The sequence below is a fragment of the [Actinomadura] parvosata subsp. kistnae genome, assembly GCF_900323885.1.
Lineage (GTDB): Bacteria > Actinomycetota > Actinomycetes > Streptosporangiales > Streptosporangiaceae > Nonomuraea > Nonomuraea composti.
The window spans coordinates 115724-127708 of the sequence record NZ_OOHJ01000003.1 but is presented as its reverse complement, the minus strand read 5'-3'; the positions used below and the strand labels follow the sequence as shown (position 1 = coordinate 127708).

10 protein-coding genes are annotated in these 11985 nt (G+C 75.0%); 8 read left to right on the top strand and 2 right to left on the bottom strand.

The annotated features are described in order from the left end of the window. Positions 1-183: 183 nt before the first annotated feature. The 3 genes from KIS93_RS01060 (at position 184) to KIS93_RS01050 (ending at position 2421) form a co-directional block, all read left to right on the top strand. Complete coding sequence (locus KIS93_RS01060; protein WP_080037145.1) at positions 184-918, top strand: hypothetical protein; 735 nt, start codon at positions 184-186, stop codon at positions 916-918. After that, positions 908-1231, top strand: a complete 324-nt coding sequence (locus KIS93_RS01055) for a hypothetical protein (protein WP_080037146.1) — start codon at positions 908-910, stop codon at positions 1229-1231. Before KIS93_RS01060 ends, KIS93_RS01055 begins: the two co-directional genes overlap by 11 nt. Before the next feature lie 149 nt (positions 1232-1380). Then, a complete protein-coding gene (locus KIS93_RS01050) occupies positions 1381-2421 on the top strand; it encodes a glycerophosphodiester phosphodiesterase family protein (protein WP_080037147.1) in 1041 nt (346 codons plus the stop codon). Positions 2422-2431: 10 nt separating this feature from the next. On the opposite strand, the gene KIS93_RS01045 is transcribed toward KIS93_RS01050, so the two are convergent. Both KIS93_RS01045 and KIS93_RS01040 read right to left on the bottom strand, forming a co-directional pair. Then, positions 2432-3586, bottom strand: coding sequence for a pyridoxal phosphate-dependent aminotransferase (locus KIS93_RS01045; protein ID WP_206067137.1), 1155 nt, complete (start codon positions 3584-3586; stop codon positions 2432-2434). 93 nt (positions 3587-3679) lie between these two features. Beyond that, positions 3680-4816 carry a PP2C family protein-serine/threonine phosphatase gene (locus KIS93_RS01040; RefSeq protein WP_230466016.1) on the bottom strand — a complete coding sequence of 379 codons (1137 nt, stop codon included), beginning with the start codon at positions 4814-4816 and terminating at the stop codon, positions 3680-3682. 450 nt (positions 4817-5266) lie between these two features. On the opposite strand from KIS93_RS01040, the gene KIS93_RS01035 reads away from it, so the two are divergent. The 5 genes from KIS93_RS01035 (at position 5267) to KIS93_RS01015 (ending at position 11800) form a co-directional block, all read left to right on the top strand. Further along, a complete protein-coding gene (locus tag KIS93_RS01035; protein WP_186403516.1) occupies positions 5267-5584 on the top strand; it encodes a hypothetical protein in 318 nt (105 codons plus the stop codon). A 967-nt stretch (positions 5585-6551) separates the two neighbouring features. Further along, positions 6552-8474 (top strand): lantibiotic dehydratase, encoded by a 1923-nt coding sequence (locus KIS93_RS01030; RefSeq protein WP_186403515.1) that lies wholly within the window; start codon positions 6552-6554, stop codon positions 8472-8474. Beyond that, positions 8474-9496: a hypothetical protein gene (locus tag KIS93_RS01025; protein WP_186403514.1), complete on the top strand. Its 1023-nt coding sequence runs from the start codon at positions 8474-8476 to the stop codon at positions 9494-9496. The genes KIS93_RS01030 and KIS93_RS01025 overlap by 1 nt, the downstream gene beginning before the upstream one ends. Beyond that, positions 9430-9669 carry a hypothetical protein gene (locus tag KIS93_RS01020; RefSeq protein ID WP_186403513.1) on the top strand — a complete coding sequence of 80 codons (240 nt, stop codon included), beginning with the start codon at positions 9430-9432 and terminating at the stop codon, positions 9667-9669. The genes KIS93_RS01025 and KIS93_RS01020 overlap by 67 nt, the downstream gene beginning before the upstream one ends. Positions 9670-9679: 10 nt before the next feature. Further along, entirely contained in the window at positions 9680-11800 is a 2121-nt protein-coding gene (locus tag KIS93_RS01015; protein ID WP_155126591.1) for a hypothetical protein, read from the top strand. Positions 11801-11985: the final 185 nt, after the last annotated feature.

Genomic DNA, 11985 nt, shown 5'->3' with positions numbered 1-11985 from the left:
TTTGGCCGGGACAGCTTACCCCGGACCGGGGCGGGCCGGGCACCTCTGCGGGCGGGCGAACATGTCGTGAACTCGTCGCGACGCCCCGCTCCGGGCCTGCTCGGCGGGGTTAGCGTGACAGTCGCCAGCAGTAGAGATCCGTCGGAGTGCGTCGAGTTGCGCAGGAATCATCGGGAGCCCGGCGTGCGCGCCGTCCTTGCGGGGGGAAGGCTCGTCTCGGTCGGGGTCGAGCCCTGGCTGACGCGCGAGCCGCCCGAGACTGTGGCCGCTCTGGTGGCCGAGGCGGTGGACGCCGCCTTCGCCGGGGAGTCGCCGGTCGACGCGGCCGTGCCGTTCGTCGAGCCGCTGGCCCTGGCGCGGGAGTTGCGGGCCGTGCGGGCCGACCTGGACGCCAGGATGGCGCGCGTGACCGCGTCCATCGAGGTGAGCGCGGCGGCGCTGCGCGCGCGGGCGGGCGTGCCGCTGCTGGACTTCGGGGAGCTGTTCGACCGGCTGATCGAGATGCTGGAGACGATCGGCGGCGTGCCCGACGGCGACGTGCGCGGCACTTCCGAGGGGCCGGTGAGCGCCGTGTGCGCGCCGGGGCCGCGGCTGGTCGCGCTGAGCGTGACGGCCCGCGCCCTGTACGGCGGGCCGCGGGCGCTGGGGGAGCGCGTGGTGGACGGCGTCAACGCCGCCCTGGACGACCTGCGGTACGGGCTGCTGCGGCGGCGCGCGGAGGCCGGGGCGGGCACCGAGGAGATCATGGCCAGGGTGGAGGAGCTGCGGGGGCTGGGGGTGCGGCGGATGCGGGCGTACGCGCGGGCGATGGCGGCGATGATGGACGAGGTCGGGGCCGCCGGCGCGGTCGGACCCGTGACCGGCGGCCCCTCAGGAGGCCGCGGGCGCAGGGAGCGGGTGGTGGGGCGTGAGCCTTGAGCTGCCCGCCGCGCTGGCGGCCGTCGAGGCGTTCCTCGCGCGGCCGTTCCCCGGCGACGACGAGGACGCCCTGGTGCGGCTGGGCGACGGCCACGACGAGCTGCCTGGCCCGGACGCCAGGGTCGCGGGCCTGGAGCTGAAGGCGCGCGCCGGGGCGGTGCTCGCCCGCAAGGGGATCATCCTGCTGCAGTACGGGCTGGTCGCGGCCGCGCTGGCCGAGACGTTCGCGGCGGGCGGCACCCCGGGGATGATGGTGCGGCTGGCCGGGCAGCGGGCGCTCGACGCCGTCACGGCCGATGACCTCCCGGCCTGACAGCTCCGTGACCACCTCTCGGCCTGACGGGTGCGCCAGGTGATCGCGCAGCCTTCGCCCGCCGCTCACCCCGCGTACGCCGTCCCGTACCCCGGATGCCCGATCTTGTCGCGTGACCAGCACCTCGACGCGGACGGACGGAAGAGACGATGAAGAGATGGCACGCGCTCGCGGCGTCGGCGGCCCTGGCGCTCGCGGCCCTGCCCGGGACGGCCGCCGCCGACGGGCACCGGGGCCGGGACTTCGACCTCCAGGCGCACCGGGGCGGCATCGGGCTCGTGGTGGAGAGCTCGCTGCCCGCGTTCGCGAACGCGCTGGAGCTCGGCGTCACCACGCTGGAGCTGGACGTGCAGATCACCGAGGACGGCCAGGCCGTCGTGACGCACGACCGCAGGATCAGCGACAGGAAGTGCCGCGACACCGCGCCGGCCGTCGAGGGCGACCCGGAGTTCCCGTACGTCGGCAAGTACGTCAACACGCTCACCCTGCGGCAGGTCAGGACCATGGACTGCGGCTCGCTGACGCTCGCGGAGTTCCCCGGGCAGCGGGCCGTGCCGGGCGCGCGGATGGCCACGCTGCGCGAGGTGTTCGACCTGGTCCGGCGCTACCGGGCGCACGGCGTCAAGCTCAACGTCGAGACCAAGGTGGAGGCGGGCGCGCCGGCCGAGACGGCGCCCAGGGAGCAGTTCGTCCAGGTGACGCTGCGCGAGATCCGCCGGGCCGGGCTGCTGCGCCAGGTGACGATCCAGAGCTTCGACTGGGGCGCGCTCATGCGGATGCGCGAGCTGGAGCCGCGCCTGCCGCTCGTCGCTCTCACCAACCGCGACTTCCTGCAGACCGGGCAGCCGGGCGCCTCGCCGTGGCTGGGCGGCCTCGACATCGACGACTTCGGCGGCGACCCGCTCGCCGCGATCGCGTCGTTCGGGGCGCGGGCGTTCTCGCCGGTCCACGGGTTCCCGCAGAACGGCAAGGTCACGGACGCGGACTACCAGCCGTACGTCACCAGGGACATGGTGCGGCGGGCCCACGCCCTCGGGATCAAGGTGATCCCGTGGACGGTGGACGACGAGGCGACCATGAACAAGCTCATCGACGACGGCGTGGACGGCCTCATCACCGACTACCCGGACCGGCTGCGGCAGGTCATGGACGCGCGCGGGCTCAAGCTGCCCAGGCGCTACCACCTGTGACGCGCCGCCGCTACGCGGAGACGGCCCGGTGGTGCAGGCCGATCACGGGGATCTCGTGCAGGCTGCCCGAGTACAGGAACTGCGTCATGCCGATGAGCAGCCGCCGTACGTCCTCCTGAGGGCGGACGACGAGGCGCAGGAACTGGCTCGTCGTGCCGAGCTTGTTGCCGCATTCGCGCACGTACACGCCGTGCTCGGTGAGCAGGTGGTCGCGCAGCGGCACCCCGTCGTGCCCCGGCGGCAGCTTCACCAGCAGGAAGTTGCCCTGCGAGGCGAACACCGACAGCCCCGGCATCGTGCTGAGCTGCTGGAACATCGCTCTCCTGTCGTTGCCCAGGCGCCTGAGGCTGTCCTGGTACTCGGGCATGAACTGCCGCATCATGAACACCACGACCTCGGCGAAGGAGTTGAGGTTCCACTTCGGCAGCGCGTCCCGCACCCGGCCGGCCAGGGCGGGGTTGGCCACCATGTAGCCGAAGCGGATGCCGTGCAGGCCGAAGTTCTTGCCGAGGCTGCGCAGCACGATCACGTTCGGCCGCACCGCCGCCTCCAGGGCCACCCCCGGGTACGGCTCGGCGTCCACGAAGTCGCCGAACGACTCGTCCACGATCACCAGGTCGAGGTCGATGAGCTGGTCGAGCAGGTGCAGGACCTCGTGCTTGGGCAGGTAGCCGCCGTCGGGGTTGTTCGGGTTGCAGATCACCGCCACCCGCGAGCCGCGCGTACGGATGAACGAGACGTAGTCGTGCACGTCGAGCGTGAAGTTGCGGCTCTCCAGCAGCGGGTACATGTCCACCCGCTTGCCCGTCTCCAGCGGCTGGTCGGTCCAGCGGCCGAAGGTCGGGATCGGCACCGCGAGGCTCTCGCGGACCAGCAGGTGGTCGATCCACGTGATCAGCTCCGTGGAGCCGTTGCCCATCGCGACCGTCTTGGGGTGAAGCCCCAGTGTGGAGCAGAGCTCCTCGGTGATCGTGCCGGCGTCGCTGGGGTAGAACTTGAGGATCGTCTCCAGATTTCTCCCGAGGTGCTCGAAGATCTCCGGTGTGGGGAAGTACGGGTTGCAAGGGATGCAGAAGTCCACCGGGGCGCGCTCTCCTGACGAGCCGCGCAGGAGTGAGAAGTACGACGGGCTGTGCGCCTGCGCCCGCAAGAGACTGAGCTCCACGACACCTCCATGGACCACGTGTCCGATGTGTGTAGGTACGCGCGGGTGTGGTGAGTGGTTCATGGAGCCGGGGGCTGCTCCATGGAGCGTGATCTAGAGAGCCGGGTCGGCTCTGCGGAGGGCGGACCTCGCGGCCGGGTCGGCTCTGCGGAGGGTGAGGATCGCGATGTCGTCGCGCGGGACCGCGCCGGTGAAGGCCCGCAGATCGGCTCCGAGCGCGGCGGCCAGGCCGCCGGTCGGCGCGCGGGCGTAGGCGCGCAGCCGCGCCTCCAGCGGGTAGAACGCGCCGCCGGGGTCGCGGGCCTCGGTGACGCCGTCCGTGCACAGCAGCATCGTCGCGCCGCGCGGGAACGTGAACCTGGCCCCCTTCCTGGGCGCCGACGACAGCGCCGCCAGGCCGAGGGGCACGGCGGGCTCGCCGAGGTCCACCTGGGCCGCCTCGCCGTCGTGGATGACGAACGGGGCGATGTGGCCGCAGTTGACGGCCTCGACGACGGGCTCGCTGCCGATGTCGAGGACGAGGGCGGTGACCAGCCGCTCCGGCTCGCCGGTCTGGGCGGCGAAGGCGTTCTGCCTGACCACGGAGTTCTCCAGGGCGGCCACGACGCCGGTGAGCGTGTGCTCGCGGTAGGCGGCCTCCCTGAACGAGCCGAGCACCGCCAGCGCCGTGCCGATGGCGGGCAGCCCCTTGCCCTGCACGTCGGCGATGAGCACGCGGGTGCCGTGGCGGGAGGCGGCCACCTCGTACATGTCGCCGCCCACCATCGCGTCCTCCTCCACCGGCTGGTAGAGGCCGTTGACGACGACGTCGGCCGTGCGCAGGGGCAGCGGGCGCACGATCAGCCGCTGCAGCGCCGCCGCGGCCGAGCGCAGCCGGTGCACCTCCTCCTCGCGCCGCACCCGGTAGCGGCAGCCGAGCATGCTCAGCCCCCCGAACACCCCCATGAACCCGGCGGCCAGCAGGTTGTCGTCGGCCTGCGCGCCGATGGCCACGCCGGTGACGATCTCCACCAGGATCACCCACACGGTGGCGAGCGCCGTCTGCCACACCTCGCCGAGCGCCGAGACGATCGCCGGCAGGAAGATCAGCAGCGGGAACAGCCGCACCGCCGTCCCCGTGGCGATGTCCAGCGTGACCACCACGGCCGTGACGAGGATGCCCGCCACCGCCATCACCGGCGTCCGCAGCCTCGGCCCGTCGCGGCGCCGCGACCGCGCGTCGTCCGTCACTGGTCCCCGTCACCCCCCCATGTCACCTTCTATCAACCCGTTTCCCCTCCGTGGCGCGCTGGCGCGCGGCCTTGACCGCACCTTGCCCTGCCATACGAAAGGGAACGCCTCCGGGCGTCACGACATGATTATCCGAACGGCCGTTGACGCGTTTTAAATCCGGCCGGGTTAATGCGGATCGAGGTCGTTTCCGGCGGGCGCCGCAAGACCGGCGCTGACGCTGTGTGCTGCAAGGATAGGGGCGTTGGCTACGGAAAGTAAACAGTGGTGCCCTGTATGGCGGGATTTGCTGGCGTTGGCGGGTAATTTTCCTTGGGGGTTTAAGGGTGGGGTAGTGGGCTCTCATTTTCTTTTAATCGCCGAACTCATTGACACAAGAAAATGATCTTGTAAATATCTGAGTTAACGACGACGCGGACCGACGAATTCACTGGAAAGGGAGAGGCACATATGGACACCGAGCACGACTGGACCCTGCTGCCGGCCGTGGTCGTCCGGAGCGCCGGATTTCCCTGGGAGCTCGTCCTGTCCCTCGTCCACCCCAGGGCGGCCGAGACGGCCGCCGCGGTCGTCCGCCTGGAGCGGCAGGCACTCGACCTGCTCACCGAGGCGCCCGGCCGCGACCCGACGCCCGCCCGCCCGGCGCACCCAACGGGCGGGCGGGCAGGGAACGCGTCGGCGGCGGTCGCCTGCCGCGCGGCCTGCGCGGCCGCCTGCGCGGCCTCCGCCCGCTGCCCGACGGCACCCCAGGGCCCGAAGACTGGCTGACGGCCTGGAACGACGTGACCGCCCGGCTGGAGGAGGCCAGGCTCACGCTGTCCGGCCTGGTCGCCGGCGACGCCGCCCGCGCCAGGGCCGCCGTGGCCGAGATCGTCGCCGACGAACGTTTCCTCGACGCGCTCGTCTCCGACGCGCCCGGCCTCTACCGCGACCTGCGGCGCGGCGCCAAGGGCGGCCGGACCCGGCGCGAGCTCGCCGAGCAGGTGCAGCGGCTGTCGGCGTCGTGCGAGACGGCCGGCTGCTACGGGCCCGTCAACTACGGGGCCGTCACTGCCGGGCATCCCGGCGGCTACACCTGGGAGGGCGCCGCCGCGTGCGCCCGGCGGGTGGCGTACCCGGCCGCCCGGGTGAGCGAGGCGCTGCAGCAGCGCGTGCTCGCCGAGCCCGGGCTCGTCGCCGGGCTGGTGCCACGGCGCAAGACCTGGACCGGGGAGGTGCTCGACGGTGCCGCCTTCGTCGGCCACTGCGACGGCGGGCGCACGCTGGCCGAGATCGCGGCCGGCACGGGCGCGGGCGTCGAGCGGGCCTCGGCGGCGCTGGCCGTGGCCGTACGACGCGGGCTGCTCACCCACGACCTGTGCCCGCCCGCCACCATCTGCGACCCCCTGGGCTGGCTGCGCGAACGGCTGATCGCCAGAGGGGTCCGCGTCGCCGCCGGAGACCCGCCCGCTGAGGAGGGTGGCGGCCGTCCCGCTCCCGGGCACGGGCGGGGCGCGTTCTCCGGGCGTTGCGAGTGCGGCTGCGCCGAGGCGACCGGACGAGGCCGCGCCGGACGCGAGGAGAGCACCGGACGAGGCCGCGCAGGCAGTGCCGGGAGCGCCGGGCGAGGTCGCGGCGGGGCGAGGAGAGCGCCGGGCGAGAGCGCGCCGGGGACCAGGAGGGTGACGGGCCACGCCGCGCCGGCGGCGAGGGTGGCGGGCCAGGTCGCGAGGGCGGTGGGGCGTGGGAGCCGCGGGTGCGCAGGCTGCTGGCGTCCGGGGTGCCCAAGCGGGCGTTCGTGGCCCGTGGCGGCGTGCCGGCGCAGCGCGTCCGGGCCACCATCGGGGCGCGGTCCGTCCAGGACGCGCACCTGCCGCTGGGGCGGCGCGTCGGCGAGATCAGCGAGCTGCTCGCCCAATACCCGGCAGCCTCCCCCGACGTGAAGCTCGCCGTGCAGCGGCGCATCGAGGCGCTGGCCGGAGGCGGCCGCCAGGACGACCGGGCCGTGGTCCACGAGGCCGCCGCCGGCACGCTGCGCGTCACCGTCGGCGACGCCCTGGCCGCCGACCTGCGCGGCCGCGTGCCCAAGGTGCTCGACCTGCTCGCCGAGGAGGCCGAGCTCACCCGGCAGCGCACCAACCGGCTGCTGGCCGGACGGCTCGGGCCGGGCACGTACGAGCTGGCCGAGGTCCTGCGCTCCACCGGCGACCTGGAGATCGAGCACGGCGACCGGCTGGCCGCGCGCATCGCCGCCCTCGTCCGCGAGGCGCCCGCCGGCGCCGCCGAGCTGAACCTCGCCGGCCTGCTCGACGACCCCGCCCCGCCGGCCGCCCCCGTCCTGTGCTCGGCCGACGTCATGGTGGCCACGCCCGCGCTGGAGGCGTACGAACCGGGGAGCACCCCGCTCGTCCTCAGCCGCCTCCATGACGCGGTGCTGCTCACGCCGTGGGCGCTGCAGTTCCACGAGGAAGGCGCCGCGTGCCTGGCCGAGCGCGACGCCGCCATCAGACGGGCGCTGTCCGGGTTCACCGTCCTGAACGTCATCTCCCGCCGCACCAACGGCGTGCCGCCTCTGGAGCTGCCCGGGCCCGTGCTGGAGCTCGGCGGCGCGGCGGCCGACCCGCGGCGGCGGCGCATCGGGCTCGACGAGCTGTACGTGCACAGCGACGGCCGGCGCGCCGTCCTGCACGCCAAGGGCATGGAGGAGCCGCTGCTGCTGCACAACGGCGACCATGACACGGCGCTGCACACGGCGTTCGCGCTGCCCAGGATCCGGGTGCCGCGGCTGGCCGAGCTGTCCCGCGTGCCCCGGCTCACCTGGGACAACGTGGTGATCTCGCGGCGGCGGTGGCGGCTCGGGCGGGCCTCGTTCGAGGCGCTGGCGCAGGCCGGCGACGATCGCGAGTTGCTGGTGGCGATGGCCCGGCTGCGGGAGGTGCACGAGCTGCCCGAGGCGTTCTACGCCGCCACACCCCGCGAGCGGCGCTCCTTCTACGTCGACACCCGCTCGCCCGCCCTGCTCGAAGGACTCGCCCGCCTGGCCGCCTCCGCCGATCGGGTCACGCTGACCGAGGTGCTGCCAGGGCCTGAGGCGTGCTGGCTGCGGGAAGGGGAGCGGCGCTACGCGGCCGAGCTGCGGTGCGTCTACCTGCGGCCGGCCGGCCGAGCCACGGCGCCCGCCGAACGGGCCGAGCGCGCGAGCGCGACGTCCGAGGAAGGCGGGGCACGGCAGGCGGGTGCGGTGACGCGCTCCGGCCGCGCGCCGCAGCCGGCCCGGTCGGCGGTACCGCAACCGGCCGGGGCCGCTCCGCAACCGGGCGATCCCGCGCCGCAACCGAGCGCCGCCGTGCAGCAGTCGGACAGGGCGGCACCTCAGCCGGGGAACGCCGTGCAACAGCCCGGCATCGCCATGCAGCAGCCGAGCGCTGCGGCGCCGCAACCGAGCGCCGCCGTGCAGCAGCCGGGCGCGGCCGGGCCGGAGCCGGTGGTGCCCCTGCGCCGGTCGCACGGTTCTGCCGGGCCCGTTCAGCAGCTTCAGCCCCATGGCCCGGCTCATGGGGCCGGGCCGCACCCGCAGTGGTTCGTCCGGCAGGTCGCCGGACCGATCCGGCAGGCGCACGGACCCGCGCACCGCGCACAGCACTCGCACCCCTACCCCTGGCCCGGAGAGGGCGGTTGATGGAGCTCCTTGTCGTTCCCCCGTTCACCGACTTCACCACCGAGACCGTCCCGCCGCCCGGCACCGAGGTGCTCGACCTGGGCGCCCGCATCGTCGAACGCCTCGCCGACCCCGCCCGCCTGCGCACCGTCACCGCGCACCGCCGCGACGGGCCGCACACCGCGCTGATCGGACGGTCGGCGGCGGCCGTCATCGAGCAGGCCGCCTACGACACCGCCCACCTGCGGGCCGTCGGCGCGGCCCTGCGCCTGGCGGGCGACCCCGCGCTCCGGCTCAGCATCGACGGGCTCGAGCTGGCCGAGGGCAGCACCCAGAGCAGCCGCGACGTGCTGGCCGCCGCCGCCAGGTGCGAGCTGTTCAGGCCCGAGGTGGAGCAGGCCGTGGAGGTCGCCAAGGAGCGGCGGGCGCACGTCGTGGTGGACGGCGAGCGGCAGCTTCCCGCCGCGTTCGCGCTGGTGCGGGCGCTGGGGGCGGAGCGGGTGACGCTGTGCGGGCGGCTCGTGACCGAGCAGGTCGCCGCATTGCGCCGGGTCCCCGAACTGGCCGGGGCCGAGTGGCTGGCGTGGGCGCCAGAACGGGTGATCCGGCCGCACTGGCACGGCGACGGCGTCCCCGTCCGGTGGGTGACCGGGCTCGGCACCCCGCCCGCCACTGGGCCGTGGGCGGGGCGGCTGGACGCCACGAGGGTGGCCGCGTTCCCCCTCGGCACGCTGGCCCGCTGCCGCGGGCTGACCATCATCGTCACCCGCATCGACTTCCTGGCCGCCGTGACCGGACTCGACGGCATGACCGTCAACCTGCGCCGCCTGCTGGCCGCGATCCCCATGGCGGCGCCGGTCACGTGCGAGCTGGCCGTGGGCGCGCCCGGCTTCGGGCCGGCGTCGTGGGGGAGTCGCTGGAGCTGCTGGCGGACGGGCCCGGCGGGGTGCGGCTCGGCGGGCTGCGGCCGTACCGGATGGGCATCCGCACCGTCTGGGCCGGGCACAGCGTGCGCTTCCCGCCGCCGGCGGGGCACGACCTGACCCGGTGGGTCGAGTTCGACGCGCCCGAGACCATGCGGGCCTGGGAGGTGGCGAACACCATCAAGACCTGGCGCGGACGCCTGCACAACCTCCCGCCCGGCCGCCTCGCCGCCTGCACCGTCGCCGGTGACGCCCCGCCCCCACCTGGGCGCCGTGCGAGGCCGGGGTGCTGAGGAGGCGCGCGTGAGCGGCCCGTGGCGGGCCGAGCGGGCGTTAGGGGAGCTCCACGAGCCCGAGCCGGGCGGGCGCGCAGGCCCTGAACGCGAGCCGGGCTCGGTGGGGCCGGCCTGGGTGGTTCCCGCTGGGCGGGGAGGGCTGGTCGTGGAGTTGCGGCCGTGGCTCCTGCTGCGGACCACCGGCCTGCCGGTGTCGCTGCTTGACGGGCTCGGGCATCCGGACCTGGGGCGGCTCAGCGAGCGGCTGCTCGCCGCCGAGCGCCGGCTGGCCGCCGAACGCCGCTGCTTCGAGCGGCTGGCCGCACCCCTGCGTGGCGACGTCCTGCGGCTTGGCCCCGAGCGGCGGGCGCAGGCCGGGCAGTGCGTCAGGAGCGTCCGCGCCGGGCTGCCGCTGAGCGGGGCGGAGCTGGAGCTGCTGGGCTCACTCGGGCTGGGCTCGCTCGGGCTGGGCTCGCTCGGGCTGGGCTCGCTCGGGCTGGGGGAGTGGGCGCGGCGCTGGCAGTCCGCCGTCGTACGGGCGGGCGCGGCGCGTGCGGCGGCCAGGAGCGCGTACGCCGCCGCCCGGCTCGCGACCCGGCGCCGTGTCGCCGAGGCGTTCGACGACGAAGCCGTACGCCAGGCCGCCTTCCTCGCCGACCCCGCCTTCTACCAGGCGATCGTGAAGCATCCCCTGGCCCGCACGCCCGGAGGCGGCACGGCCAGGCGCTCCCGCCTGCTCAGCGCGGCCGCCCACCGGCACCTGCGGCGGTTAGCTCTAGGAGGCGAGGGCGGGCCCGTGTTGTGGGCGCGCTTCGACGCCGGGGAGTCGTCGCGGGTGGGGGAGCCGGGGCCCGAGCGGGTGATCGTGGCGGCGGGTGACCGGCTGACCAGGCAGGTCGCGGACGCGGCCCGGGTGGAGGAGCTGCGCGCCCGGTACGCCGCCGCGCCCTGGCCCCGCCGCCCCCAGCACCTCGAAGCCGCCCGCCTGGAAGCCGCCCGCCTGGAAGCCGCCCGCCTGGAAGCCGCCCGCCTGGAAGCCGACCGGGTCGAAGCCGACCGGGTCGAAGCCGGCCGGGTCGAAGCCGGCCGGGTCGAAGCCGGCCGGGTCGAAGCCGGCCGGGTCGAAGCCGGCCGGGTCGAAGCCGGCCGGGTCGAAGCCGACCGTTGTGACGGCACCGGAGCCTTCGACGTGGCCGGTGATCGGACGGGTGCACGGGTGGCCGGCCGGCCTCATCCGCACGGGTGGGCGGGGCGGGCGCGGCACGGTGGAGGGCGCGGGCGGCACGAGATCTTCCGCGAGGAGCGCTCCAGCCCGTACAGCGAGAAAGTCACGATCGGCGGCGGTGCGCTGGCCGGGCTGCGGCGCGCGCTCACGGTGGTGCTGCCGCTGTGGCGGCTGGCGGCGCTGCTCGCCGCCGAGCCCGCGCACGCGGGCGCACTCACCGCCGCCCTGAACGCGCTTGCCGCGCAGGCGATCCGCCGCTCCGGCGTGACCTCCGACGGGCAGGAGGTCATCAGGCTGACCGCCCGGGACGTGGCCGGCGCCACCGCCGGGCTGTGGGACCTGGCTCCCGAAGACCCCGGCCCGAGCCTGCCCGGCCCCGAGCTGATGGCCGTCGGCCCCCGGCTGGACGAGGCGACCTGGGTGCTGTGCGGCGTGCGTGACGACTGCCGCGCCCTGTACGAGGGGCTGCCCGCCAATCTGCACTCCGCGCCCCGCACGCTCACCGACGGCCTCCCGCCCGGGCCCGCGTGCGCCACCCGCGCCGGGCCGCCCGTGATCGACCTCGGAGACCACACCCCGCGCGTCCTCATCGACGACCTGATCTACCAGCGGGCCCGCTGGCGGGTCCCCCTCCCGCTGGAGCGGGGCGCGGACGCGTTCGACCGGTGGCTCGGCATCCACCGCCTGCGCCGCCGGCACGCCCTGCCCCGCCACGTCTTCGTCCGCCACCCCGCCGACCCCCGCCCCTTCTCTGTCGACTTCTGCGACCCCTTCGCCGTGGAGGATCTGGCCAGGCGCGACCCGGCGGAAGTGCTGGTCACCGAGCTGCTGCCCGCCCCCGGCCGGCTCTGGTGGCGGGTGGACGGCCGGGAGCAGTGCGCCGAGCTGCGACTCGGCTGCGTGATACGGCCCGCGGCTCGCTGAGATCCGGCTGCGTGATACGGCCCGCGGCTCGCTGAAATCCGGCTGCGTGCCGCGGCCCGCGCCCCGCTGAAAACCGGTTGCGGGTCGCCGGCGCGGCCTGGTGTACTCCCGGGCGGAAGCGCAGCCCATGATCAGGAGGAGGCCCGCGATGGCTGAAGCGTTCGTGATCCCTCAGCTCAGTGAAT